The 26825-nt window shown below is 58.8% G+C and carries 24 protein-coding genes and 1 riboswitch; of the genes, 18 read left to right on the top strand and 6 right to left on the bottom strand.

The window, feature by feature from the left end:
• From EXY20_RS39625 to EXY20_RS36970, 3 genes are all read left to right on the top strand, one after another.
• On the top strand, positions 1 to 187 hold a 187-nt coding region (locus EXY20_RS39625; protein ID WP_207671399.1), incomplete at its 5' end, for a hypothetical protein.
• Positions 188 to 534: 347 nt separating this feature from the next.
• Positions 535 to 1644, top strand: coding sequence for an RNA polymerase sigma factor RpoD (gene rpoD, locus EXY20_RS36975; RefSeq protein ID WP_135557461.1), 1110 nt, complete (start codon positions 535 to 537; stop codon positions 1642 to 1644).
• A gap of 130 nt (positions 1645 to 1774) precedes the next feature.
• Positions 1775 to 2407, top strand: a complete 633-nt coding sequence (locus EXY20_RS36970; RefSeq protein ID WP_135557460.1) for a nucleotidyltransferase family protein — start codon at positions 1775 to 1777, stop codon at positions 2405 to 2407.
• Here the strand turns inward: EXY20_RS36970 and EXY20_RS36965 are convergent.
• Positions 2404 to 3411: a ParB/RepB/Spo0J family partition protein gene (locus EXY20_RS36965; protein ID WP_135557463.1), complete on the bottom strand. Its 1008-nt coding sequence runs from the start codon at positions 3409 to 3411 to the stop codon at positions 2404 to 2406. The genes EXY20_RS36970 and EXY20_RS36965 overlap by 4 nt on opposite strands.
• A 168-nt stretch (positions 3412 to 3579) precedes the next feature.
• Positions 3580 to 4809 carry a KamA family radical SAM protein gene (locus EXY20_RS36960; RefSeq protein ID WP_135557459.1) on the bottom strand — a complete coding sequence of 410 codons (1230 nt, stop codon included), beginning with the start codon at positions 4807 to 4809 and terminating at the stop codon, positions 3580 to 3582.
• 172 nt (positions 4810 to 4981) lie between these two features.
• Positions 4982 to 5124, bottom strand: a riboswitch (cyclic di-AMP (ydaO/yuaA leader).
• A gap of 110 nt (positions 5125 to 5234) precedes the next feature.
• Here EXY20_RS36960 and EXY20_RS36955 point away from each other — a divergent pair.
• From EXY20_RS36955 to EXY20_RS36935, 5 genes are all read left to right on the top strand, one after another.
• Positions 5235 to 5924, top strand: coding sequence for an NAD-dependent epimerase/dehydratase family protein (locus tag EXY20_RS36955; protein ID WP_135557458.1), 690 nt, complete (start codon positions 5235 to 5237; stop codon positions 5922 to 5924).
• Positions 5925 to 6576: 652 nt separating this feature from the next.
• Complete coding sequence (locus EXY20_RS36950; RefSeq protein WP_135557457.1) at positions 6577 to 8319, top strand: alkaline phosphatase; 1743 nt, start codon at positions 6577 to 6579, stop codon at positions 8317 to 8319.
• An 80-nt stretch (positions 8320 to 8399) separates the two neighbouring features.
• Positions 8400 to 9113, top strand: coding sequence for an ABC transporter ATP-binding protein (locus EXY20_RS36945; protein ID WP_135557456.1), 714 nt, complete (start codon positions 8400 to 8402; stop codon positions 9111 to 9113).
• Entirely contained in the window at positions 9110 to 10309 is a 1200-nt protein-coding gene (locus tag EXY20_RS36940) for an ABC transporter permease (protein ID WP_135557455.1), read from the top strand. The genes EXY20_RS36945 and EXY20_RS36940 overlap by 4 nt, the downstream gene beginning before the upstream one ends.
• 12 nt (positions 10310 to 10321) lie before the next feature.
• Positions 10322 to 11098, top strand: a complete 777-nt coding sequence (locus EXY20_RS36935; protein ID WP_135557454.1) for a hypothetical protein — start codon at positions 10322 to 10324, stop codon at positions 11096 to 11098.
• A gap of 49 nt (positions 11099 to 11147) precedes the next feature.
• On the opposite strand, the gene EXY20_RS36930 is transcribed toward EXY20_RS36935, so the two are convergent.
• Genes EXY20_RS36930 through EXY20_RS36920 form a run of 3 tightly spaced genes read right to left on the bottom strand, consistent with a single transcriptional unit; the run spans position 11148 to position 14691 of the window.
• The gene (locus EXY20_RS36930; protein WP_135557453.1) at positions 11148 to 12242 is read right to left on the bottom strand and encodes a Ger(x)C family spore germination protein; all 1095 of its coding nucleotides are present in this window, start codon (positions 12240 to 12242) and stop codon (positions 11148 to 11150) included.
• Complete coding sequence (locus tag EXY20_RS36925; protein WP_135557452.1) at positions 12239 to 13351, bottom strand: hypothetical protein; 1113 nt, start codon at positions 13349 to 13351, stop codon at positions 12239 to 12241. The genes EXY20_RS36930 and EXY20_RS36925 overlap by 4 nt, the downstream gene beginning before the upstream one ends.
• A complete protein-coding gene (locus EXY20_RS36920) occupies positions 13351 to 14691 on the bottom strand; it encodes a spore germination protein (RefSeq protein WP_135557451.1) in 1341 nt (446 codons plus the stop codon). The genes EXY20_RS36925 and EXY20_RS36920 overlap by 1 nt, the downstream gene beginning before the upstream one ends.
• A 150-nt stretch (positions 14692 to 14841) precedes the next feature.
• Here EXY20_RS36920 and EXY20_RS39390 point away from each other — a divergent pair, with 150 nt between their 5' ends.
• The 10 genes from EXY20_RS39390 (at position 14842) to EXY20_RS36875 (ending at position 25652) form a co-directional block, all read left to right on the top strand.
• A complete protein-coding gene (locus tag EXY20_RS39390; RefSeq protein ID WP_167859783.1) occupies positions 14842 to 14982 on the top strand; it encodes a hypothetical protein in 141 nt (46 codons plus the stop codon).
• A 192-nt stretch (positions 14983 to 15174) separates the two neighbouring features.
• A complete protein-coding gene (locus EXY20_RS36915) occupies positions 15175 to 15552 on the top strand; it encodes a BlaI/MecI/CopY family transcriptional regulator (RefSeq protein WP_135557450.1) in 378 nt (125 codons plus the stop codon).
• Positions 15553 to 15607: 55 nt separating this feature from the next.
• Positions 15608 to 17104, top strand: a complete 1497-nt coding sequence (locus EXY20_RS36910) for a M56 family metallopeptidase (RefSeq protein ID WP_135557449.1) — start codon at positions 15608 to 15610, stop codon at positions 17102 to 17104.
• Between the two features lie 105 nt (positions 17105 to 17209).
• Positions 17210 to 18211, top strand: a complete 1002-nt coding sequence (locus tag EXY20_RS36905; protein WP_135557448.1) for a phytanoyl-CoA dioxygenase family protein — start codon at positions 17210 to 17212, stop codon at positions 18209 to 18211.
• 133 nt (positions 18212 to 18344) lie between these two features.
• A complete protein-coding gene (locus EXY20_RS36900; protein ID WP_135557447.1) occupies positions 18345 to 19184 on the top strand; it encodes a helix-turn-helix domain-containing protein in 840 nt (279 codons plus the stop codon).
• Between the two features lie 181 nt (positions 19185 to 19365).
• Positions 19366 to 20232 (top strand): MurR/RpiR family transcriptional regulator, encoded by an 867-nt coding sequence (locus tag EXY20_RS36895; protein WP_167859782.1) that lies wholly within the window; start codon positions 19366 to 19368, stop codon positions 20230 to 20232.
• Between the two features lie 18 nt (positions 20233 to 20250).
• Complete coding sequence (locus EXY20_RS36890; RefSeq protein WP_135557445.1) at positions 20251 to 21078, top strand: GNAT family N-acetyltransferase; 828 nt, start codon at positions 20251 to 20253, stop codon at positions 21076 to 21078.
• Between the two features lie 4 nt (positions 21079 to 21082).
• The gene (locus EXY20_RS36885; protein WP_135557444.1) at positions 21083 to 22294 is read left to right on the top strand and encodes an amidohydrolase; all 1212 of its coding nucleotides are present in this window, start codon (positions 21083 to 21085) and stop codon (positions 22292 to 22294) included.
• Positions 22284 to 23393 carry an o-succinylbenzoate synthase gene (menC, locus tag EXY20_RS36880; protein WP_135557443.1) on the top strand — a complete coding sequence of 370 codons (1110 nt, stop codon included), beginning with the start codon at positions 22284 to 22286 and terminating at the stop codon, positions 23391 to 23393. The genes EXY20_RS36885 and menC overlap by 11 nt, the downstream gene beginning before the upstream one ends.
• A 39-nt stretch (positions 23394 to 23432) precedes the next feature.
• A complete protein-coding gene (locus EXY20_RS36875; RefSeq protein WP_135557442.1) occupies positions 23433 to 25652 on the top strand; it encodes an alpha/beta fold hydrolase in 2220 nt (739 codons plus the stop codon).
• Positions 25653 to 25721: 69 nt separating this feature from the next.
• Here the strand turns inward: EXY20_RS36875 and EXY20_RS36870 are convergent, their stop codons facing one another.
• Positions 25722 to 26642 carry a DMT family transporter gene (locus EXY20_RS36870; protein ID WP_135557441.1) on the bottom strand — a complete coding sequence of 307 codons (921 nt, stop codon included), beginning with the start codon at positions 26640 to 26642 and terminating at the stop codon, positions 25722 to 25724.
• Positions 26643 to 26825: the final 183 nt, after the last annotated feature.

Genomic DNA, 26825 nt, shown 5'->3' with positions numbered 1-26825 from the left:
TTTGATTACAATCGCACTCGCATCCATTCGTCAATTGGTTACCTCACCCCGCATTTATGCGAAAAAAGGTACTACGAGCAACAGCAGATCGCTTAAATTGTGTGTCTACTTTCTTGACAAAGGTACAGGACTGCCCGTTTTTGGAGAAATAGGCAATAAAACATGGCCTATTTTTCAGGACGTTTGATCGGAGCGGCACGAAAGCAAATTTGTAGTTGGCGGAGAGGAGAATGCGGCGCTTTGTGCAACGTTTCTGCTTTGCGATGTTGAAAACAGGCGATGGAGCGGGGGTGAAGTGAACGTATAATAAAGTAGAGATTCATAGATTTGGAAACGAAAAAAATCGCCCGAAGGCGATCGTTTAGGTTGAAAGTTATTCGACTGTGTGATACAATGATATGAGGTTCTTATCACTTATTGCTACCTCGTTCCCTTACTTCCATTATCGTATCACAACTAGGGCAGAATGTCAACGTTTACGCATAAGTTGGGCCGCATGGCGTCAGATCGTCAGGTTGAAGGGGGAGCCGGGTATTGAACAACGACCGACATACGGAGACAGATAAGCAGCAATCTCTGGAGCAAGTGAAACGGCACATTACGGATTCGGTGAAGGAAGGCTCCCTGCTGTCGTATAAAGAAATTGTCGAGAAGCTGGCCCCTTTTGATCAAGATCCCGAACAAGTCCACCAGTTTATCGAGCGGCTCGTTGCACTGGGTGCGGAATTGCGCACCGATCGCGCACCGGACGAGCCAAGCGAACATGAGCTGGAGACGACGCTGGTCGAAGACGATATCTCGCTGCCGGCGGGAATCAAGATGGATGATCCGGTACGCATGTACCTGAAAGAAATCGGCCGCGTCCAATTGCTGTCCGCGTCCGACGAGATGGATCTGGCGAAACGAATCGAGCAGGGCGACGAAGCGGCGCGCCGTAGACTGGCGGAAGCGAACCTGCGGCTTGTCGTCAGTATCGCCCGAAGATACGTCGGCCGCGGCATGCTGTTTCTCGATCTGATTCAGGAAGGCAATATGGGGCTGCTCAAGGCGGTCGAGAAATTCGACTACACCAAGGGGTTCAAATTCAGCACTTACGCCACATGGTGGATCCGGCAAGCGATCACGCGGGCGATTGCCGACCAGGCGCGGACGATTCGCATCCCGGTGCATATGGTCGAGACGATCAACAAGCTGGTGCGCATTTCCCGCCAGCTGCAGCAAGCGCAAGGACGCGAGCCGTCCGCCGAAGAAATTGCCGAGCTGATGGAGCTTAGCGTCGACAAGGTGCGGGAAGTGATGAAGATCGCCCAGGAGCCGGTATCGCTCGAAACGCCGATCGGGGAAGAGAACGACTCCAATCTCGGCGACTTCATCGAAGACCACGACGCGCTTGCTCCTGCCGACGCGGCGGCTTACGAACTGCTGAAGGAGCAGCTCGAAGATGTGCTCGACACGCTCACGGAACGCGAGGAGAATGTGCTGCGGCTGCGTTTCGGCCTGGACGACGGCAGAACGCGCACGCTGGAGGAAGTTGGCCAGGCATTCGGCGTCACCCGCGAGCGCATTCGCCAAATCGAAGCAAAAGCGCTGCGCAAGCTCCGTCATCCGAGCCGCAGCAAACGATTGAAGGATTTTCTGGAATAGAACGCCGGCCCGACGCACTCGTTCGGGAATAAGCGGTTCCTTTCGCGCATAAGCGATAAGGAGCCGCTTCTTTGCGTTCATTTGCAGGGTGCAGCGGATCGGAAACCGGTTGAAGGCAGGGAGGATACACATGTTGGCTGGTTTGTATGTAGCGGCGGGAGAATCGAAACCGATAGGGGAGCGAAAGATGGACCGCAAGCTGCCGTCCGGCGCCAGTCTGGGCAGCGTCGGTCTGGGAGTGCTGCTCGCAAGCGGTTGCGACCGGATCGCGGTTGCGGTTCGTTTCGGCGATCCGCTGCACTGGTTGACCGAAGGACAGCGGCTGGCCGCCATTACCGGCAAAATCAACATTGTCCCTTGTCCGGACACGGCAACCGGCTTGTCCCGTATCGTCAAGCGCGGCGTGCGGGCGTTGCTGCCGGACGTTCCCGACGCACTGCTGATCGTTTCGGCCGACCAACCGTTCATTACACCGGCATTGCTCGGCCAATTGCGCGCCGCCTTCGCCGCGAATCCGGGAATCGATTATTCGGTATGCGGCTGCGGCGATACGCTATGGACACCGGCTATTTTATCCGCTCCGATGTTCACTGCCATGTTCCGGTTCGAAGGGGAGATCGAGGCGAAACGACTGTTCCATTATCCGCAATTTCAGCGGACTGTCGTTCGTTTGCCAACGGCGGCGCCGTTAGCCGGCGTCGAAACGGAGGAAGATATGCTCGCTGCGGACCGGCACTCGGAAACATACGGAAAAATCGTTTAACGTTTCGCTTGCACCGCATCACGCAGCCGGACCCAGACGTCCGCTTGCCGCTGCATGTTGGCCAGCAACTGATTAATGTCGTTAACGAATTGCTCGCGCTCGACAATCGCGTCCGCTTCCAGCTCGGTCCACGTTTCGTCTGCCGGAGGGATCGCCGCGAGCAGCTTCTGCAAGGCGCGCTCGACCCGATTCGTCTCCGCTTGCGGCGGCTGTTCGGCAGCCGGCTGCTCGGCTTTACCCGTTGTTTTGGCCGGTTTTGCCGGCTTCGGCTCGGCCTGTGCTTTGGCCCGCTCCGCTTTGTTCAGCTCAAATACCGACCACGTTTCCAGCAGTTCCCGGCCCGATTTGAACAACAGCTTGTCTTTGGTGCTCGCGGAAATGCTCGCGTCTTTGAAGAGGCGGGCAATTTTTTTTACGTCGCTGACCGGCAGCTCGTCCTTCGCGGCGATGAGCGCGAGCGAATCGCGATGCTCCAGCGGCAAATCTTTAAGCGGCAGCAGTTGGTCTTCCGTCAGCTTGTCCTTGCGGATTTCCGCACCGGCGACGATGCGCTTCCGCACGGCGACGCCGAATTTGAGCAGCTCGCACTTGTTTTTGATATAGGATTCCGGTTTGCCGAGCTTGCTGGAAAGAAATTTGATCGAGCTGGCGAACCGCGGATCGTTCAGCAGCTTGTCGAACGCTTCGGCTTCTTCAATCGGGGAAAAACCTTCGCGGGTCAAATTTTCCGCGATTTGTTCCAGATAAATGTCCCGTTCGTCGGTCGCCGTCGACACGATACAAGGTATGGTCGGCCGACCCAGCGTTTTGCACGCTTTGTAGCGGCGGTTGCCGTAAATGATTTTGTACCGGCCGCCGGCAATTGTGCGGACCTTGATCGGGGAGAGCAGGCCAAGCTCCTCGATGCTGCGCATCAGCTCCTGCAGCGCCTCTTCGTCAAACTGGTAGCGCGGTTGATCGGTGTCCTCGTCGATCAGGTGGGTCGGAATATCGATCATGTCCATGTGCAACTTTCGATCGCTCCATTCTCGCAAGTTATCGCCACGCAATAGATTAGCCTCATTATACCTTACGGGCCGGGGCCATGGGAATGCCGGATTGCGCGCGGCGCATGTGGGCTTCGGGCAAAGGCCGGGCAAAAGAAAAGACGGCCTGCGCCGCCTTCTTCGCGATTAATCCGGAATAAAATGAGTGCGGATTCGTACATACTCGGCATCGTCGTCATGCGAGCCGAAGTCGATTTCAAAATCGATTTCGTCCAGGGCGTTTCGGTCGGTTTGGTCGAATAGCGCCCGTTCCCTGTCTCCGGGTTCGCCGTTGCCTGCCGGCAGCTCGTCAATCCACAGCTGGCCCGGGGCGCACGCCACAGAAACAAAGGACGGCAAATGCTGCTCCCGCGACTGGTGATACTTGAGGTAGGCGCGCCCGTTTTCAACGGCGAGCAGCTCCATCTTGCCCGAAGCGTGATACATCGACAAGCGGGCGCGTTTGCCGAGCCCGGTCGACTGCCGTTTGGCCTGTTCGGCCAAGCGGTACGCATCGGCAAGCGGCAGCGCAAAATGGTGTCTGTCCGGCTGCGGCTTGACGACGAACAAGGAATAAGGCAGCACGCCGGCGAGCGGCAGCCGATCGAGCAGTTCGCTCAGCAACCCGGCATCGTCGTTGACGCCTTTCCAGATGGGTGTTTGGCTGACGACTGTCGCACCCGCCTCGCGCAGCGAACGAATCGCCTGCAGCGCTTCCGGCGTCAGCTCGCGCGGGTGATGAATTTGCACGCTGATGTGAATTTTGCGTTCGGGAGACGAATACGACCGAATCAGCTCCAGCAGCGCTTCGTCTTCGTAAATGCGCATCGGCTGGAACACGGGCATCATCGAGCCGAAGCGAATCACTTTCACATGCGGCATGCTCCGCAACCGTTCGATCACGTGGCGCAGGGCTGACGTTTCCAGCATCAGGCCGTCGCCGCCGCCAAGCGTAACGTGGCTGATTTCCGGGTGGGCGGCGATATACGCGAGGCCCGGTTCCGTTTCGAGGCAAGATTCGCGGGCCCCGTCGCGAAACAACCGTTTGCCGAAGCAGTACCGGCAATAACAGGCGTTCGATACATACAGCGTTGCCGATGACGGATGGTGATGGCGGCAGCCGTCCGCCATGTCCGACGCATCGCCGTCCGACGCGTCCCAACGGACGTATTCGTGCGATTCTCCCGCAACGGGGAGGAGAAGCAGCCGGATCGGATCGTGCGGATCGTTCCATTGAATCAATCGAAGGTAATAATCGCTGGCATAAAGCGACGGAGCCGAGGCGGTGCGGGCGCGGCCGCGCGGTTGGTCAGGCCTCATGACGGGCGGCACGGCCGAACTGCGCTTATCCTGGTCGTGAAACGGTTGCTGCATCATTCGTATTCCCCCTTGTTCGGCACTCGAAACGCCGCCTTGCGGCGCCAGTTTGCGAGTTAGGCCGGAATGGTCCGAACGTTGCGCTATTCAGCAGTTGGAGGGTCGCAATCGGCGAAAAACAAAAAAGACCCCAAAATAATAGGGTCATTAGCGTACGCGAATAAGCGGGATGATGACCCATCTCCTGCTGACGAGGTTAGCTGACGGACTCGGGATAGATGGTTCCCTACGCTGCCAAGGCAGCGATTCGCCCCACAAATTGGTTCCCCCGCTTTCCGCTTGCAACAACAAACGGAAATTAAGCGTGCTTTTATTGTAGGAGAAATTGGGGAAGATGTCAAATCGAATGGCATCGACGCTTTTTGACAGATCTTTATTCATCCGATATCGTTACGAATATACAGTAGAAAAGGAGCGAGATGGCGATGCCAACAGGCGCCAAGGCCATACCATGCGTGCTTATTACGGGGACGACCGGCATGGTGGGGGAGGGAGTGCTTCATGAATGTTTGCTGCACCCGGAGATCGGACAGGTGATCGTGGTGAACCGCAAGCCTTGCGGCGTCACTCATCCGAAGCTGACGGAAATCATCCATGCCGACTTTTTCGACATTACCCCGCTCCACGAACGGTTAACCGGCGTTAACGCTTGCTTTTTTTGCCTCGGCGTTACGTCCGTCGGATTGAACGAAGCGCAGTATACGCGGCTGACCTACGAATTGACGCTGCATGTGGCCGGCAAACTGGCGGAGTGGAATCCGAGCCTGGTGCTCTGCTATGTGTCGGGGACAGGCACCGACAGCACGGAGAACGGCAGGAGCATGTGGGCAAGAGTCAAGGGACGTACGGAGAACGCCTTGCTCCGGCTGCCGCTGCACAAGGCGCACATGTTTCGCCCCGGCTACATCCACCCGACGAAGGGACTGCGCAATACGCACCGCTACTATCGCGCGCTGACCTGGCTGTATCCGCCGCTCAACAAGCTGTTTCCGCGTTACTTCGTGACGCTGCGGGAAGTGGGGCTGGCAATGATTCAGACGGCGATCGGAAACGTGGACGCAACGATTCTGGAAAGCCCGGACATCCGCCGAACGGCGCAGTTGGCGGTACGGTAGCGACAGCGAGACAGACGCCCGTTGACCGTCCCCGATAACGCCTATTGCCGCAGCCGATCCGCCATAGTGTGGGTCGGTTTTTCGCGTTTACTCCAATCCAGCATGATGCAGCTTATGCCCGGAAGGGCGGCCTGGTCGTAAGTTGGCATGTCAGCGAAGCAAGGATGAAACAGCCTTAACGCCTCCGGCTTAGACGCTTGCCAGGCGAATAACTGGGAAAACCTATCGCTATTTCTCGCCAAAATCAGGGATTTGCCAAAGTAACAGGAAAACCTCCCGTTAATTCTCGCTGTTTCGCCGAATTTCGGCAAAAGACGCCAAAATAACAGGAGGATTTCCTGTTATTTTCGATTTTTCTGGAGAAAGCGGAAAAATAACGGTAGATTTTCCTGCTACAACATCCTATTTAATACTAAAATTATAAAGTTAAGGAATTTAAGCTGTAAATTGACGGAATAGCAGCGAAATAAGGCTGATTTCAATGTTTTCAGCCTTATAGCGGCGTATTGGGGAGCGGCGGGTGAAACCGGTGTCTAAGGTTGTGTTGCCGCTTTTACAATTTCGATACCTCGGGATAACATGTCCCGCATCTTCCGCTGACAATCGCATAACAGTCGTCGGTTACGATGAGGGGGATGACAAACCATTTTGCATGGAGGGAAACGAATTGAACAAATCAGCCAAACGGGCGCTGGTATCCGGACTTGCCCTTTCCGTACTGCCGATCGCGCTGGCGGGAAATGTGATCGCAGCGGACACGAGCGTTTCGCCAACTTCCACTACGCAAGCGGCGCCTTCCAAAAATTTGATTGTGATGATCGGCGACGGCATGGGACCGGCGGAAGTGACCGCGGCACGCTATTATTCCAAAAAATTTCTCAACCAGGACCGGCTTGAACTGGATCATTATTATGTCGGCAAAGCGACGACTTATTCGCAGCAAGGCCCGTATTCGACCGAATCCGGCGCCGTTACCGACTCGGCCGCGGCAGCAACGGCGTTCGGCACCGGCAACAAAACTTATAACAACGCCATCTCGGTCTCGAACACCGATATCGCCAAACCGTTCGGTTCGGTAATCGAAGCGTCGATCAAATCGGGCAAAACGACCGGGCTCGTCACGACTGACAGCATCGTTGGCGCCACGCCTTCCGCCTTCGCTTCGCACGTACGTTTGCGCGGCAACCAAACGGCGATCGCTTCGCAATTTCTGACCAGCGGCGTCGACGTCTTTTTTGGCGGCGGCAAAGCGAGCTTCGTCACAAAGGAAGAAAAAGGGCAACGCACCGACAAAAACATCATTCCGGATTTCGAGGCGGCCGGCTACAAAACCGTGTTCGACGCTCAGGCGCTGGACGCGCTGCCGGCAACAAGCGGCAAGGCGCTCGGCCTGTTCGCCCCGATCGAAATTCCGTACAAGCTGGACCGCGACGCGTCGCAGCCGAGCTTGTCGCAAATGGCGCAGAAAGCGATCGACATTTTGTCGCAAAATAAAAACGGCTTTATGATGATGATCGAAGGCGGCCGCATCGACCATGCCGGGCATGCCAACGACCTGCCGGCCAACGTGCAGGAAATGCTCGATTTTGACGCCGCGGTCAAAACGGTGATGGATTTCGCCAAAAAGGACGGCAACACTTCCGTCGTCATTACGGCCGACCATGAAACCGGCGGCTTGTCGCTTGGCATCAACAACATTTACGAGCTGAACGTCGACTTGTTCAACAAGGAGAAGCATTCGTACGAATACTTGGACAGCTTGCTGAATGCGGCCAAAACGGCGGACGATATCCGCAAAATCGTCGCCGACAACATCGGTTTCATCGACTTGACGGATGAAGAAGTGAACCTGATTTTGGCCGGCGACGGCTCTTCGTACAAACGGGCGGGCGGCTATAACGCGGTTGTTTCGAAGCGCCTTGCCGTAGGCTGGACCGGCCACGGCCATACGGCTGTCGACGTAGGAGTGTGGGCTTACGGGCCGATTGCGGACCTGGTGAAAGGCGACGTCGACAACACCGATATCGCCAAGAGCGGAGCGAAAGTGATCGGCGTCGACCTGGCGGCGGCAACGCAAGAGCTGCAAGCGAAATACGCGTATCCGATGTTCAAAATAACCCGCGAAGGCACAGTCATGTACCCGGCCCGCGCAATGGCCGACTCGTTCGGCGCGGCGGTATCGTGGGACGAAGCGACACATCTGGCGACGCTGACGAAAGCCGGCGTTCAGGTGACCGTGGACGTAACGACAGCCGGCGTCAACGTAAACGGCGAAGCCGCATCGAAAGGCAACGTCGACAACGGCACGCTTTACCTGCCGCTGGACGTGCTGAATCAACTGCTCGGCACGAGCATGCGCTGGGATGCCCAGTCGGAACGGCTTGTTCTGAACTAATATCGGCCTTGCGAAAGACGGAAATGATGGACAGGGGGACGCGTGTTCCTCTGTCCGTTTCCCGTTGGAGGACAAACGACATGATTGAGATGAAGCAAGTGATCAAATCGTTCGTTGTGCAAGGCAGGCGGCTGCCGATCCTGAGCATTCCGCGATGGACTGTCGAAGCCGGCGAGCGCATTGCGCTGACCGGTCCGAGCGGCAGCGGCAAAAGCTCGCTGCTGCACCTGTTGAGCGGCGTTATGACCGCCGACAGCGGCGACATTTTTGTCGCGGGCCATGCATTGCACCGCTTTACCGAAGCGCAGCGGGACCGGTTTCGGGCGCGTCAGGTCGGCTATATTTTTCAGGACTTTCACTTGTTGCCCTCGTTGACGGCCAGACAGAACGTGGCGTTGACGATGCCTGGCAATTGGTCGAAGCGGGAGCGCAACGAGCAGGAGGAGGCGTGGTTCGAGCGCATCGGTCTGGCGGACCGCCGCCACCATCTGCCAGGGCAGCTGTCGCGCGGCCAGCAGCAGCGGGTCGCGATCGTCCGAGCGTTGATTGCGAAGCCGCCGCTTGTGCTGGCCGACGAGCCGACCGGCAGCCTCGATTGGGAAACGGCCCGCAGCATCATGGAGCTGCTGCTTGACTTGTGCGCGGCGGAGAAGCTGACGCTGGTGACCGTGACGCATGACCTCCATCTGGCGCAAATGTATCCGAAACAACTGCACATTGCCGATTTGAATGCCAAACGGAGGGGCGATGAAGCAACCGCCGGTTCCGGGCAGGAGGGGGAGCAGGCCGGATGAACGGATGGATGCTGTTGTGGCGCAACCTGTTGTACCGCAAAACGTTGTCGCTGTTGACGGTGCTGGCCGTCGCCGTAACGGTGGCGCTGCTCGTCTTTTTGCTGCTGTGCAGCGACGGGCTGGAGCAAGGGGCGGAGAAAGGCTACGGCCCGTTCGAAGTGACGATCGGCGCCCAGGGCAGCGAGTCACAGCTTGCGCTCAGCACGTATTACCACGTTGGCGCACCGACGGGCAATATCCCGTTCGACGTATATGAGCAAGTGCGCCGCGAGAACGACCTGGACGCCGCCTACGCCATGACGACCGGCGACAATTACAATGGGTTCCCGGTCGTCGGCATCGACACGGGTTATTTTCTGACCCGTTACGGCGATAAACAGCTGCAGGCCGGCAGACTATACGCCAAGCTGGGCGAAACGGTCGTTGGCGCCTATGTGGCCAAGTCGCTGCATCTGCGCGTAGGAGATAAGTTTTATGGCGCGCACGGGCTGGTGGAAGGGGCCGCGGACGAAGATGGCGACGAGGACGAGCACGCGTTGTTCGCCTATACGATCGTTGGCATTTTGCCGCCGCTGCGAACGCCGGACGACCGCGCCGTCTTTACGACGCTCGACTACGCCTGGGCAGTCCACCATGCCGAGCAGAGCGGCGCGGAGCGTCAGGTTACGGCGATCATGATCAAGCCGAAATCGCTGCTCGGCACGCAGGCGATCAAGCTGAAATACGACAAGCTGAACCAGGTACAGGCGATTTATTCCAGCAAAGCGGTCGCCGATGTGGTTAACGTTGTCGATAAAGGCGGGCAAGCCGTATCGGTTGTCACCGCGCTTTGCATCGTGCTGGCGGCCATCTCCGTCTTGCTGTCGCTGATCGCCGCCGTCAACGAGCGCCAAAAAGACGTCGGCTTGCTGCGGCTGCTCGGCAAGTCCGGAACGTTCATCTGGTTCGCCTTGCTCGGCGAAGGGCTGCTGCTGACCGGCATCGGCCTGGTGCTTGGCCTGATCGCCGGCCATGTCGGCGGTTACTTCAGCCGCGATGCGGTTTTCGCCTTCTCCGGCGTGCAAATCGACGCGTGGCGCGTCATGCGAGACGAATGGACAGTGGCGGCAAGTACGCTGATTGTGGGGGCGTTGTCTTCGCTCGGACCGGCGCTCAAAGCGTACCGCGTCGATCCGCTGCAACTATTTCGCGCATAAGGAGGGATTCCGATGCGGGTACTATTATCCGCCGCGTCCATATTGGCGCTGGGCGCCGTCCTGCTCGCCGGCTGCGGCCAGAAGCCGCGTGCGTATCCGGCGGCGTCGTTCGCGGCGGGCGAATCGGCGTCGACGGTAGGCGCGGAACTTGCCGCAGCGGCGACGCTGCCTGCGGCAAACGCGCCGGTCGCGTCGCCGTCGCCGGCAGTCGCTCCAGCCGCAAGCGTGCAGCTGGCGGCGGTTTCCCCGTCGCAGGCGGCGCAAGCGGCCGCTTCGCCCGCCGCGACGTCATCGCCGCTGCCGAGATCATCGCCGGCAGCCGCTCCAACCGCAAGCGCGCCGGCGAAGCCGGCTGCGGAGCAGCCGTCTCCGGCCGGGTCCGCCGCGCCAAGCACTCCGCCGGCAAACAAACCGGCCGGATCGTCCAACACGATCGACTGGTCGCAGTTTTTCGACGACGACAAGCAGGCAACGCCATCCAACCGGTTCTGGGACCTCAGCGGGCAGAAAGTGCAAATCAAAGGCTTCATGGGCGAAGTGCTTTCCTTCGAGAAGCATTGGTTTCTGCTCATTCCGTCGCCCGGCTCGGAATGCCCTTTCGATAACGGCGACGCCACATATTGGAACAAAATTATGATCGTTTTCGTCCCGGACGACGTAAAGCTGCGATATACGGAAGGTCCGCTGCTCATTACAGGCAGGCTCGATGTCGGCATCAAGCTTGACCAGTCCGGTTATAAAACGATGTTTCGTCTGTACGACGCATCCTTCGAGCGGATCAAGGAGTAACGGACGGACCGGAGCAAGCCGCTGCGGCGGCAGCCATGCGGCTTGCCGGTCAACGGATCAGTCCTGTACTTTCAATCGTGACATGCGCGTCCACCTCGAACTTGACTTGCGGATACACCTCCTGCCAATGCTGCCAATCCCGCTCACTGCCGAAATATTGCGCCAAATAATGCAAGCCGAATCCGTACGGATCGACGCCTGCATCGCGTATTTTTGTCAGCAGCGCCATCGTATTCTCATTAACGCTTTTTTCCAGCGCCCGCTGCGCTTCTTTTAATGTACTCGGGTTAAACGTGGTATCGCTTTGTTCGATCATTCCTGAAATGCGCAATTTCAGCTTGATCGTCGGGATATTCTCTTTCGTGATCGAGACGTTTCTTGAGGCGTGGGCCACGTAGAGCACAATACGTTTCCCCCTGAAGTCCGCCGGGATGCCGGATCGGGCGAAAGCATTGGCACTCAGGTTGTACAGCTTCGTTTCTTCCGCGTCCAGCTCTAGCCGCTCCGACTTCTTGTCGAGCAGAGACAAGCGCTCCACGACATAAGAATTGCCGTCGAACGTAACGATCGGCAAGATCGGATCGAGCCCCGTTTCCTTGAATCGACGCACGCTGTCGAACAAATATTCCGTCACCGTATAAGGCGATACGGTGCCTTCCTTGCCGAACATAAGCAAAAACGAGTTGCCCGCAATCCGCTCCGTCGTCGGGTTGTCTTTCAGCATTTTGTTGGCGCTTGGCCGGGCGACCGCCATGTAGCTAATCAGCTGGATATCGCGCCTGCGGCTAAGCCAGGACAACGGAACGAGCATCGAATGATTGACCATTTCGTCACCGAACAGAAATACTTTGCAGTGCCCGAAATCCAGCTCTTTGTCGACATGAGCTTTCAAATTGCGGACGGCTTCCGCTATGGTTGGCGCTTCCAACTGCTCGATTTGGCTCTCGGCCAACCCTTCGCCGAATTTGGTCGTCGGAACGGCGATTCGCAGCGTCACCAGATAAGGCGTGTCCGTTTTGCCTGTCCAATCGATGCCCATGGCAACGACAAAGAACCGTTTGTCGATGTCTTTGAAGCTGCATCCTGCGACCATGGCGCATATGCCGATCAACAGTACCGCAAGCAGCGGTTTTCTCATTCTCATGGCGTCGCCTTCTCCGAACTCATCTTTTTCCTCGCGCAATAAATCATCACGAACGAAAACACAATTTCCGTAAAGAAACGGATGTATATCCACCACTCGGAAACTTTCTGGTTCCGCTCCGTATTGGTGAAATACATATAAACGAAAGCAATAACGCCAAGAGCGATCGCCACCCAGGCGTTGAAACCGGAATTTTGCGTTTCTTCGACATCGGTAAACCGTGTCAGCGTATGGCGGAACAGCATAATTGCGATATGCCACGTGTTCATCACAAAGAGCAGCGACAGCCCGACGAACAGCAGCAGAAAAAAGTAAAGCACCCGATCAATGAACCCGTATTGCAGCGCCATCGAATCGGCCGTCATGGACCACAAATAAACGTAATCCTGTACGGCAACCGTACCGTGAAAGCCGATCGGCACGAAAAAAGTAATCGCCAAAAAACAGAGGCCGAACATCGGTACAATCCATTTGAAACGGAAACGAAACCCCTTGACATGCAAGCGGTTGAACACAACAAGGCTCAAGTAGCCGGAAAACAAAAAGGTAGCCGCCGCGATCGAAACGAACGAAGGCGGCTTTCGCACGTAACCGGCGACATAACGAATGGCATGCCAATCCATGTGTTCGTTGAACACCGCTTTGAACAAAAACAGCAAAAGAAGCGGTGCGCTCGTCAAAATCACAATTTCTTGAATGAATTGCACCGTTCGCGTCGAACGACTGCTCGCCCAGACAGCGGCACCGACGAGCAGCAGCAAATTGAGGAATTTGTTCATATCGGGATAAAAAAACATTCGCGCCGTTTCGGCGTACGAATAAATGACGATCACGCCAGCCGGGACCCATACGAACAGGGCGGCATAACAGTTGAGCACGTTGGTCAGCCAACGCGGCATGAAACAGTCGCAAATTTCCGGAAAGCCCAGTCCGGGAAAACGCTCGAAACATACAATGGCCGTCAGCGACAGCGCCGAAGCGACAACGACCGCTACCAGCATGCCCGATACGGCGCCGTTGAACCGGTCGCGAATGAGCAGGTACGGAACGAACATCATGATGTTGATCATGCCGACATAAAGTACATGGTAATACGTATAGCGGGACATCAGCCCGTTCCTCCATTGCCTTGATGATGAGCCGTCGCCTCGCGCTTCGGGATGAACAGGGCAAGATAAGGTTGGCCGAAGCTGCGCATGCTGCACCAATAGACGATCAAGCTGTGGAACAGCACCACGACGCCCATCAGTCCGAAAAAGATCGAAACGAACACGAATATGTATTTGACGAACCGGATCGAATAGCCGAAGCCGTTGTTCGGGATGACAAAATTCGAAATGGCGACAACGGAGGTGACGATAATCATGATGCTGCTGACGAGTCCCGCTTGCTGGATCGATTGGCCGAGGATCAAACCGCCGACCGTTGTGGCAGTGGAACCGATCGAACGAGGCAGCCGCAAGCTTGCCTCGTTAAGCGCTTCAATCATGAACAGCATCAGAATGACTTCGATAAACGACGGGTATGGCACCACGACTCTGCTGCCGGCAATCGACAGCGTGAGCTGTACGCGCAGCACCTCCGGGTTATAGGAAACGATGGAAATGTAGGCGGCAGGCAGCGTAATCGTCAGCACCATGGCCAAATAACGCAGGACGAGCAGAAACCGGCTCATCCAGTGCGACTCGTAGTCGTCGTCCATCGCATGCATGAAATCGAACAGGCGTACCGGCAATATCAGCCCGAAGCGGCTGCCGTCGAGCAGGATCGCAATTTTGCCGCGCTTCAGCATGACGGCGATCCGGTCGGGTCTTTCCGTTTGCAGGATGATCGGGAACATTTTGTGCTTGCGGCCCGAAAGCACCTTCAGCAGCTGCCCGGTGGCGCTGAGCAATTTTAATTGCACCTCAGCGATCTTGTCGTTCACTCGCTTCAGCACATCCTGGTTCACCAGCTCGCGATCGTATATCATCATAATGCGAGTTTTGGAAGCTTCGCCGAGTACGTGTTGAACCACGTTTAGCGACGGCTCGTTGTAACGCAGACGCACGAGGCTGACGTTCATGTCCAGATCTTCCGTCAACGCCGATTGCGGACCTTGCAGCGAGTTCTCGATTTGCACCTCGTCCGGCTTGTCGAACAGCTTCCGCTGCACGTCGAACTTGTACACTTGATCTTCGATGCGAAAGAGCAGCGAACCTTTGAGCAATTGTTTCGTCCATTCGTCGGGATTATCCGCCGGACTGAACTTGGGGTTCGTATGGATCAGGCGATCGAACTCTTCCGGGATAAAGCGATAGGAATAAGGAATCAACAGCCCGTCTTTGATGATGGCCGGGTCGCACAGCGAAGGGAAGTAACCGATCTCCATCTGCATGTACCCGTTGTCGAGCAGTTCGGTCACCAAATCGGAAGGATGCTGCAATTCCTCAAGAATGCGATCGATCATTAGAATCCCCCCGGCTCCTTGATTTGCAAGTAAGTTTGCCCAGGAAACCAGGGAAGCATACCCAATTGTTCGGCGGGGAATATTCCGGCGGCCGGTCAGTCAAACTATACCGCAGACACAATCTCGAGCGATAAGGAGTCGGTGCCGGCAATGGCCAAGAAGAGGAAGCAGAACGAAGGCAACAAATACAGTACGAACCCGAACTACGCGGCGAAGGTGCTGAAAAATCACGAGACGCATCCGGCGCAAAACAGTCCCCGCGAAGGCGACGACTCGCCGCGGCATACGTAACGCGAAAGGAGCATGGCCAATGGCCGTGCTTCTTTTTGCTTCCATAAGGAACGTCGGGGCGAAGCCCGGCACGTTTACTGGATGGCGGAGCGGATAGCGGCCAAAAAAGAACGGTATTTGACTTTGCTGGATTACATGTGTAATATGGAATATGTATTACACGTGTAATCCGAGATTCGAGGAGGCAAAGCTGTGGCCACAGTTCCCCAAATATCCGATGCCGAATGGGAAGTCATGAAAGTGCTTTGGGCAAAGCAGACCCCCACCACGGCGAATGAGGTGATCGAGGTGCTGGCGGAGCGGACGGATTGGAATCCGAAGACGGTCCGCACGCTGCTCAACCGGCTGGTGCAGAAGCAGGCCGCCGCCTACCGGCAGGACAACAAGCTGTATGCGTATTACCCGCTGGTCACCGAAAACGAATGCGTGCTGTCCGAAACCGAAACGTTCCTGAAGCGAATTTATGGCGGCGCGTTCAAGCCGCTGCTCGCCCACTTTTTGAACAACGACCGACTATCCGCGGAAGAGATCAAGGAATTGAAGCATCTCCTCGACGACAAAACGAAATGAAAACGCCCCGTACCGTTTCGCATCGACAGTCGAAAGGAACAGGAGGGGAGAGAGGATGATGCGATTGGCTCACCTCGGTTTGCTGTTCGACCGGGTTTGTGGCGTTTCGCTCAAGGCCGGCATTCTCGTAGGGCTGATTGTCGCCTTGCACCTGCTTTTGCGGCAGCGCCTGCAGCCGAAATGGCTTTATTGGTTATGGCTGCTCGTTTTTGCCCGGTTGGCGCTGCCCTGGGGACCGGAGAGCGAGTTCAGCCTGTATCGGTGGCTCGGCTTTGCGGGGGACTCTTCGCTGGAAGCCGTTCAGGCTTCGCCCGATCCCATGGCGGCGCTGGCTGCCGCCCCGGCGTCGCCGCACCAGCTATGGAATCGGGTGCTGCCGATCGTTTGGCTTATCGGCGCTTGTACGCTGGGCGTGAACACGCTCCGCATCAACCTCAGCTTCGCCCGGCGCATCCGGCGCCATTCGACTGTAGTCGCGGATGCGCGCATTCTGAACTTGTTGCGGCGCTGTCAAGAGACGATCGGCGTCCGGCGGTCGGTAACGCTGGTAGAAACCCGCGCGGTAGCGACGCCGACGCTGTTCGGCCTGGCGAAGCCGCGGCTGCTGATGCCAAACGGGCTGCTGGACCGCCTCGGCGACGACGAACTGCGGCACGTGTTTCTGCACGAGCTGGCGCATTGCAAACGTCGCGATATCGGCGTCAATTGGATCATGCAGGCGCTGCTGATCGTTCATTGGTTCAACCCGCTTCTTTGGTATGCGGCTCGCCGCATGCGCGAAGACCAGGAGCTCTCTTGCGATGCGCTGGCGCTTCGATGCTTGCCGGAAGGCTCAAGCCGTGAGTATGGCCATACCCTGATCAAGCTGCTGGAGCAGCTGTCGCTGCCTGCCCCGATCGCGGGAAATGTGCAGCTGGCGGGTCACAAATCCCATTTGCAACGGAGAATTCAGATGATTAAACAATACCAATCAAGGTCGTACCTCTGGTCGATTATCGGCATTACGCTCCTGCTCGTCTTGGGCGGTTGCGTGCTGACAAACCCGAAGTCGGACGACCGTGCTTCGCAAGCATCCCAGTCGCCTTCGGCGTCGCCGACACCAACGGGAAGCGGCTCGTCGGCCAGTCCGACGCCCAGTCCGTCGTCGAGCCCGACGCCGACGCCATCGTCAAACGCATCCGCCGGCGGAGCGCCGGTTTCGCCTGCGGACAACCCATCGCCGGCGATTACCGGCGAACGTTCGGCCGCTTCCGGGCAATCGCCGGCACCGGCGCAGTTGACCGCCGACAATGAAACGGTTCGGCCGTTGCCAACCGCAGCTCCGCGCGCCGACACGGAGCAATCGTCGGTGTCATTGCGCCGCGAAGCGGCTGCTGCAGCCATGACGGAATCGGCGGCCGCAACCGACGCCAGCGTTCGCGCTCCCTCCGCACAGCCGGTCCCGTCTTCGCGGAGGGACGCAGCCGTTTCGCAGCAGGCGCCGAAGCCAGAACCTCTTGCGCCCGAAGCGACAAGTGCACCGGAGGCGCCTCGCCTCGAGGAGCGGAAGTAGCCGCGATATTCGTTTCGCGACATCCGCTTCGCGACTTGCGCCATTGGCCGGCCAGCCGCCTCTTGGTAAGATGAACTTATCCGATCAGGAGGTGGCACACGGAACATGACAACGGTAAAAGGTATGATACAAGGCTTCGAAGGCGACCGCATGAAAGTGGTGAGCGATTACAATGTATGGTACGAGTTTCCGGTACCGGACAAACCGCCGGTTGTGGGCGAGCGGGTCAACATTGTCCTTCGTTCGGGAGAGGAACCGGAGCTCCAGTTAACGGGGGCGAATCCGTTGTCTCAGCAGGAGGCGGCGGCGAAGCTGTACCGGTACGACCAAATCGAGTCGGAACGGCATGCGACTGCGGCGGATGTGGACGATGCCGCTATTGCCCGGTTCTGGGAGCGCGGCTACATGGTCGTCGACAAGCTGCTGGGCGAGGACGAAGTGGCTGCCGCTCTTGCCGGCGTCACTGACATCGTGCAGGGCCGGATCGTCGGACCGCGGGTGCAGCGGATGAAAAACGCGGCTTGGCAGACGGAAGAGGAAAGGGAACTCGTTACGCGCAAACTGCACAAGTTTGTTGATTTTTCGCCGGCGCTTCATCACGCTTGTTTCCATCCGGACAGCATGTCGCTTCTCGCGCGCGTATTTGGCGAATCCGCCAAATTCCTCGAAGACCAGGCGATTTTGAAACCGCCGTCACCCGATGCGGGGCTCGAGAAGCCGTGGCACCAGGACATGGCGTATGGCAATTTGTCGCAGTCCAAGATGGTGTGCGGCATTTGGATCGCCCTCGACGAGGCGCGGCTCGACAACGGCTGCATGCACGTCATTCCGGGCAGCCACAAGGATGGCCCGCTGCCTCACTTTGCCATTCGCGACTGGCAGCTGTGCGATTCGCACGTTCATGTCGAGCAGGATGTTGCCGTGCCGCTCAAGCCGGGCGGGGCGCTGTTTTTCGCCGGCTTGCTGCATCACGGGACGCCGCCGAATTTTTCGACCGCACGCCGTCGTGCGCTGCAGTTCCATTATTGCCCCGAGTCGTCACAGAAACTGACGCCGCAGCAGTTCAAGGAAATGTTCACCTGCGAGCTGTCGGGCGCCGAATGCTGAACCGGCCAGCTCGGAAAAAAGCAAAGGAAGAGGCGCGCTAATCGCGCCTCTTTTTTTAACGCCCGGCAGCAGGAAGCGCAGATCAGGTCGCGAATCATACAGGGATAACCGATCGTATGGCGAGAAGGGGAAGATGCTTGTGGAGACTGGCGATTTGCGCGATATTGCCGATGTTGTCCGGACGGTTCGATTTTGCAGCTCATTCGGAAGCGGCAAGGTAGCCTGTGTTCCCGGCTGGCGATGGGATCATCCGGTGTCGTTTATCGATTTCGATCTGTGGTATGTCGTATCGGGAGAAGGAACGATGACGCTGCAGGGAACCGCATACGCCGTCAGTCCGGGCAGCCTGATCGTCATGCGGCCGGGCGATCGTCCGGTTGCGAGGCAGAACGAAAACGATCGACTGACCATCATTTTCGCCCATTTTCATATCAACGGCGCAACGGATTGCTGCTTGCTGCCTCCTCGTCATACGAAGTTCGACAAACGCAGCGAAGTCGAGTGGATGCTGCACCGCATCCTGGAGGCGGACGAACGCGGAGACAGTCTGGCCGAGGTCCGGTTCGACGCCTGGATGAGACTGCTGCTGCTGGAGCTGTTTGCAAACGCCGAACAGACGGAGCCAAACGGGCTCAATCCGGATCAGAAGGCAGCGATGCAGCGTGCGGAGCGGTATGTGCGCGCGTGCTGCGGTCAAACGACCGTTCACGAGGTGGCAGCCGAGCTGGAGTTGTCGCCGGCCTATTTGGCGCGGCTGTTCAAGCGCCACGCGTCGATTTCGCTCAAGGAATATTTGGTGCGAATCAAGCTGGAGCAAGCCCGGCTGCTGCTGACCGAATCGTCGATGTCGCCGACCCAGGTCGCCTTGTCGCTTCATTATGCCGACGTATATGTGTTCAGCAAGCTGTTTCGCAAGTATTACGGCCTGCCGCCGACGCAATACGTCCGGGCATTCCGGCTGTCGCGCGGTTGACAGGCTTATTCAGTTTATAGGCAGCCATTTTGGGGATGGCTGTCTTTTTGCTATGCAATCTTTCGCCGGAATCGTGCTTGCCAGTTGCGCCGTGCCGGGCTATACTGGGAATGAAGTTTACACACCATTTATCCATTGTAATTGACGCATTTCCTTCATGACGAAAAGAAAGGGGATTCCCGTGCACTCGATCAATGAGCGGATTCGCAGCCGTTATCAGGCGCTGACGTCCGGCCAGAAGGCTGTCGCCGCATTGGCGCTGAAGGAACCGCAGCAGCTTGCCATACATACGGCGAAGGAAATCGGCGCCGCCACGGGAACGAGTGAAGCGACGGTCATCCGTTTCTGTTCGGCGATCGGTTACGCCGGATACAGCGCCCTGCAGGACGCGGTGCGCAAGAGCCTGCTCGCCGCGAAGCGCACGGACCACACGCTCCGTTCGATCGCCGAACTGCCGCAATCGACCGATCAGCGGCAATTGCCGCTCCAGATCGCGAAACAGGATGCCGGCTATATGGAGCTGACGGCCAAGGAACTCGATCACGAATCGTTGTCCCGGGCGGTCGAGTTGATCGGCGCCGCCGCACAAATCGTCGTCGTCGGCTTGCGAGCCGCCTATGCTCCGGCCCACTGGCTGGCGTACTCGCTGAATGTCCTGCGCGGGAATACGACGCTGTATCGCGGCGAAATGGAGGATGCATACGCGCTCATCTCGCAAATGAACGAATCGACGCTCGTCATCGCCTTGTCGTTTCCGCGTTACACGAGCGAGACGGTTCATTTTGTCGAAGCGGCGCGCCGCATGAAGGCGCATGTGCTGGCCATTACCGACAACGAGCTGTCGCCGATCGGGCGCCATGCCGACGCGCTGCTAAAAGTGGTCGCTCCGCCGCCGGTGACGCTGAGCGGGATCACCGTCGTTTTTTCGCTGCTGCATATGCTGATCGGCAGTTTGATCGCCCGCGACGGCGAGCGGGTGCAGCGCCGTATTGACGATTACGAAGCGGCCGGCCAACATTTTTATTCCTTTTACAAGGAACCCGAGTAGGGCGGAGGATGATAACGGATGCAAGAAGCGAAGGAAATCAAGTATCGCTCCCTCGAGCAAGCGGAGGAATTGCGGGAAGCGGTTGCGCTGCAGCTGACCGCCTGGCCGCAGGAAAGCGTCACGTCGATGCCGCAGATGGCGGCGGCGATTCTGAACGGCGGCATGGTGATGGGCGCTTACGACGACGGCCGGCTGGTCGGCTTCAACTACGCTTTCCCTGGCTATGACGGCAAAGAAACGTACCTGGCCTCGCACATGATGGCGATTCATCCGGACTACCGCGATCACGGCATCGGCAGGCGGCTGAAGCTGGAGCAGAGGCTGTGGGCTTTGCAAGCGGGGTATGGCACCATCGTGTGGACGTTCGATCCTTTCGAGCCGCGCAACGGCTATTTGAATGTGGTCAAGCTTGGCGGCATCGTGCGCCGGTATATTCCGTCCTTCTACGGGAACGGCGCGCTGAACATTCCGTCGGATCGTTTTTTGGTCGAATGGTTGCTTCGATCGGATCGGGTGCAGGGAGCGCTGGAGGGCAATACGCCTGAGTACGACGGTTGGTCCGGTTGCCCCTGCTTGTTTGTAGTCGAAACTCGGGATGGCGCGCCTGTTGCCGTTCGTGTCGACGAGTCGGTGGCCGACTCGCTTGCAACGGAGCCAGCGGGCGTTCTGCTGCCGGTTCCGTGCCGTCCCGGGGAGATGAAGACGACGGACCTGGCGTTGTTTCTGAGTTGGCAGGAGCTGCTGCGGCAATGGTGCGCGGCGCTGTTCGCGCGCGGCTACCGTGTCGTGTCGCTGCTGCGCGGCGACGGGCCGGTGAATTATTATGTGCTGGAGCCGGAGGAGTGAGCCGATGAAAACGCAAATTGTCGAATGGCTCGATAGTCAGAAGGAAACGATCGAAACGACTTACCGCACGTTGCACGCGATGGCGGAAACAAGCTGGAACGAGCGCAACACGACCGCTTTTGTCCTGCGGGAGCTGGAGCAGGCGGGCATCGATTGTGCGCCTTTCGAGCGGCATACGGGGCTGACGGCCGAATGGACGCACGCGCCCGAAGCGGCTGCAGCGAATGCGCCGGTACAACCGCAAGCCGGCGTTGTCGCCCTGCGCGCCGACCTCGATGCGCTGTGGCAGCGCGTGGACGGCGAGTGGAAAGCGAACCATTCCTGCGGGCACGATGCGCACGCGACGATGGTGCTGTACGCGCTGAAATGTTTGCAGGCGATCGGCTACCGTCCGCCCGCCGGGGGCAAGCTGCTGGCCGTCTTCCAGCCGGCCGAGGAGACGGGCGAGGGAGCCCGGGCCGTCATCGACACCGGAGCGCTGGCCGAAGCCGATTATTTGCTCGGCATTCACCTGCGCCCCGCGAAGGAAATGCCGTTCGGCCGAGCTTCGAGCGGCATTTACCATGGGGCGACCGCCTTTCTGCGCGGCGAACTGACCGGGCGTCAAGCCCACGCATCGCGGCCGAATGAAGGCATCAACGTCATCGACGCGCTTGCCGCTATTGTTGCGGCCATTAATGCAATCAAGCTCGATCCCACCGTGCCTTCCTCCTGCAAAGTGACTCGGGCCGAGGTGCCGAATGCGCAGGTGAACGTGATTCCGGACACGGCAACGTTCGACGTCGATGTAAGAGCGCAGACGAACGCGGCGATGGAAGAGCTGCTGGTCCGCGTCGAAACGGCGATTCGCGCGGCAGGTTGCGCGAACGGCGCGGAAGTGGCGGTAGCGCGCGGAGCGCAGATGGCGGCGGCGACGCCCAATCCGGAGATGGAACGAATCGTCGGCAAGGCGATTCGAAGCCTGCTCGGGAACGAGGGCTTCGCTTTGCCGCCGGTCACGCCGGGAGGCGAAGATTTTCATTTTTATCCGCTGTTCATTCCGGGCGTTCAGGCGACCATGGTCGGCCTCGGGGCCGGGTTGGCGCCGGGCCTGCATCATCCGAATATGACGTTCAACACGGATTGCCTGCGCACCGGCAGCGCCATACTTGCGCTGGCCGCCGTCGAATGTTTTGCAGCGCATCTAGCTAAAGGAGAACTGCCTCATGCGAATTAAAAAGGTGATTTTGCGGCAGATGTGTATGCCGTTGCTCCGGCCGTTTACGACCAGCTTCGGTACGATGCGGGACAAACGGTTCGTGCTCGTCGAAGCGATTGACGCGAACGGCGCTTCCGGCTGGGCGGAGTCGACCGCGTTCCCGGAGCCGTCTTACAACGAAGAAACCGCCGCCACCAACTGGCACATTCTGAAAGATTATTTGATCCCGCTCGTGCTGGAACGGGACTTCTCGCATCCGGAGGAAATCGGCGACTGGTTCCGCCGCATCCGCGGCAACCGGATGGCCAAGTCCGCGTTCGAAGGCGCCTGCTGGGATTTGTATGCCCAGTCGCAAGGCGTATCGCTGGCGAAGGCGATCGGCGGCACCAAACAGGCAATCGAGGTCGGCGTGAGCATCGGAATCAAAGATTCGGTCGGCGAGTTGCTGGCAACGATAGAGGACAATATCGGCAAAGGGTATAAACGGATCAAGCTGAAAATTCAGCCGGGTTGGGACGTCGCCGTGATAGCGGCCGTACGGGAACGTTTCCCGGACGTTGCCCTGATGGTCGACGCCAATTCGGCGTATACGCTTGCGGACGCGGAGCATTTGCGGCAACTGGACGCCTATGCGCTGACGATGATCGAGCAGCCGCTCGCCCACGACGATTTGGTCGATCACCGGCTGCTTCAGCAGCGGCTGGCGACGCCGATCTGCCTGGACGAAAGCATCCATTCCGCCGAGGACGCGCGCAAAGCGATCGAGCTGGGCAGCTGCCGCATCGTCAACCTCAAAATCGGCCGCGTCGGCGGCATCGCGGAAGCGATCCGGGTGCATGAAACGTGCCGGGCCGGCGGCATTCCGGTCTGGTGCGGCGGCATGCTGGAATCGGGCGTCGGGCGCGCGCACAACATCGCGATTTCCAGTCTGCCGCAATTTACGCTTCCCGGCGACACCGCCGCATCGGCCAACTATTGGGAGGAAGACATCATCGATCCCGAAGTGACCGTAACGGACGGCAACATCGCCGTGCCGAGCTCACCGGGCCTTGGCTTCGAGCCGAACCGGCGCAAAATCGACGCCCGCACCACCTATATGGAAGCATTCGCAAAATAAAGCGGCGCAAACCAAATAGAATCGAAAGAGGCGAACAACATGAAAAACGGTATGATGCCTTACACGATCCCGCCGAGCGAAGCGTTCGACAATTGGCTGGCCGAAACGGGGGAGACGGCGCCGGATATGGCGTCGCTGCGCGCGTTCCCCGATCTGCCGCCGCTGCTGTCGTTCTACGACGGCACGCCGGTCGCGTCGGCCGACGACTGGGAGCGGCGCAAGGCAGAAATCAAACAGCTGCTTTGCCATTACTTTCTGGGGACGTTCCCGGAAACGGTGCCGGCCCTGATCGAACTTGAGACGTTGGCGGAGGGGGAAGAGAGGGGCGCCGTCAGACGGGAACTGCGATTGACCTTCGATACGGTCAATCGGGCGTCATTCCGGATCGAGTTGTGGATTCCGGAAGGGGAGGGACCGTTCCCGGTGTTCCTGACGCAAGCGAATCATCGTCGCTGGGCGTTGTCGCTGCTGAGCCGGGGCTACATCGTTTGCGTGTATCCCGGCGCCGATGCCGACGACCAGACGGCGGCGTTCGCCGAGGCGTATCCTGCATGCGACTGGCGGCTCATCGCCCGCCGGGCGTGGCTGGCCAGCCGGGCGCTTGACTACGTGCTGACGCTGCCGGAAGCGGATGGCGACAAGGTCGCCATCGCCGGTCATTCCCGCAACGGCAAACAGTCGCTGATCGCGGCGGCGTTCGACGAGCGTATCCGCGCTGTCGTTTCCGGCAGTTCCGGTTCGGCCGGCATCTGCCCGTACCGGTTCGTGTCGGAGTCTACCTTCCAGGAAAGCCTCGAGTTTACGACGCGCGTCTGTCCGACCTGGTTCCATCCGCGGCTGCGCTGGTTTACCGGCCGCGAGCATTATTTGCCGATCGACATTCACGGCTTGCTCGGCCTGATCGCGCCGCGAAGCTGCCTGCTGTCGGTCGCCTTGAACGACGGCTGCGAAAGCCCGTACGCCGTCGAACGCAGCTATGCGGCCGGGAAGGAAGTATACGCGTATCTGGGCGAGCCGGACGCGCTGCGTATGTTGTGGCGTACCGGCGGCCACGAAATATCCGGCGAAGACGTGCAGAAGTACGCCGATTGGTTCGATCGCGCATTCGCCAGGGGAGCCGCCGATTTTCCGGAGCGTTGGTTGTACCGGTTCGATTGGAGTCGGTGGCGGTCGTCGCCTGCCGGCCAGGCATCGTTGCCCGCGTCGGCAGGCGGAGACGATGCGTCGGCGGGCAAGGACGACCGGGAACGCCGCAGGGAGCGGGTCCGCTGGGGGCTCGGGCAAGCGCCTCCCGGCGGTTTCGAAAGAGGCGGCCGGTTTCATGGGTCGGCGTTCTGCAGCGAACCGGCGCACAAGCATCTGCTGCTGCGCCATGACGAAGGCTGCCCGGATAGCGTAGCCCGCCTGTCGGTCAACTTCGGCGACAGCATCGGCGGCAATTTGTACTTCCGCCGCGACCGAACGGCACCGGCGCCTGTCGTCATCTGGCTGCATCCGTATTCGCACGCGACCGGTTATTTCGGCGCTTACCTGGACCAGCCGCGCGTGTTTCATTTTCTTGCGGAGCAAGGGTGTGTCGTATTGGCGTTCGACCAGATCGGCTTCGGCGGCAGGTGGGAAGAAGGGGAGCGTTTCTACGAGCGTTACCCGAACTGGTCGCGGCTGGGCAAGATGGTGCGCGACGTGCAGGAAGCGGTCGATTTCCTGACGGCGGAGCCGACGTTCGGCAGCATGCAGCGGCAGTTCGGAGTGGAGGTGCCGGCGATCGACCCGCAGCGCATTTATTGCCTCGGCTATTCGCTCGGCGGTGCGATCGGCCTGCATGCCGCCGCCCTCGACGAGCGGATCGCCGGTGTCGCTTCCTTCAGCGGCTTTACGCCTATGCGAACCGATACGGACGTCAAGCCGACCGGCGGTATCCGCCGGCTGTGGGAATGGCATTCGCTGCAGCCGCGGCTCGGCTTGTATCATGGCCGCGAAAGCGAGCTGCCTTACGACTACGACGATCTCCTGACGCTGGTGGCGCCGCGCCCATGTTTGCTCGTATCGCCGCTCCATGACCGCGAGGCCGATACGGCCGATGTTACGGCATGTGTCGAACGCGTGCGGCCGGCTTGGGAACAAGCGGGGGCGAACCCGTCGCTGACGCACGTCGTTCCGAACGATTACAACCGCTTCACACTCGAGCAGCAGCAGCAGTTCCTGCACTGGCTGCGCGGCGTAGACGCTGCGGCTGGAGCGGACAAGCCGGGAAAATAGGGACCGTTCTCAAACAGGAGGGGATTCGAAACAGCCGATCAACAGGGCTGATTTCGAATCCCCTCCGTGTTATCTTGCCAATCGGCTTGCGCCGCCATTTTTGACCGCTGCGGTTGCCTGTTTGCTTCTGCGGTTGACCATAAACACGCTGCCGCCGATGCAAACGATGCCCGCCAGCAAATTCACTGTAAAAGGTTCATGCAGCAGGACCGTTCCGCTGCAAACGGCGATCAGCGGCACGAGGAACGTATACGAGGCCACTTCGCTGGCGCTGCGCCACTCGACGAGCACAAAATAAACGATCCAGGAAACGGCAATGCCGATCGTCGTTCCGAACGCCAGCCCGGTAATGGAAGCGGCGTTCCACACAATGGCCGGCCACGATTCGGCGACCGATCCGGCGCTGGTGAGCACGATGCCGCCCAGCAACGATTGCAGCGCGGCCAGCCAAACCGGATCGACACGATGGCCGACGCGTTTGATGTAGACGGCGCCGAACGCCCAACTGAGCGCGGTGATGAGCGCCAGCGCGATCCCGGCGGCGGACGCATGGCCGTGCAAACCGCCGGCGCTGACGACAAGCACTCCGCAGAAGCCGAGCGCGAAGCCGATCAATTTGACCGCCGACATCGACTCCTTCAGCCAGATCCAGGCCAGAATGCCGACAAGCACCGGCTGGACGTACGTGATGACGGAGAACAGCCCCGAAGGCATCAGCGTCAGTCCGATCGTCTGCAGTCCGTAGAACAGCGCGATGTTCAACAGCGCGGAGTTGATGTAGATGAATTTGTTCTCCCGCCAGCGGATGAGCGAACGACGGCGCCAGAACAGCGCGGTCAGGAGCGCCCCGCCGAACAGGGTGCGCATGCCGGCGAACAGCAGCGGAGGAACGTAAGGAATAGCGTTTTTGTAGATGGGCCAGGAAATGCCCCACATGATGACCAGAGCGGCCATCAACAAACCGACGCGCCATGGCGGTTGCGATTGCATGCGAATCCCTCCGAAGCAAGAAACATAGATGATCGCAATCAATCCTACGCCACTTGCTTTCGTTTGGCAAATGATTCGCGCGAGAATATTTTTTGAAACGCAACCCGGAGTTTTTCGTATGAAATCGTTAATGCCGGTAACTAATCGCCAGGCGGCGAACCGCGCATAATACCAGGATCGATA

The organism is Paenibacillus cymbidii (assembly GCF_004764705.1).
GTDB lineage: Bacteria > Bacillota > Bacilli > Paenibacillales > NBRC-103111 > Paenibacillus_AN > Paenibacillus_AN cymbidii.
Note: the sequence above shows the minus strand (reverse complement) of the source record. Positions and strands in the feature narration are given on the sequence as shown.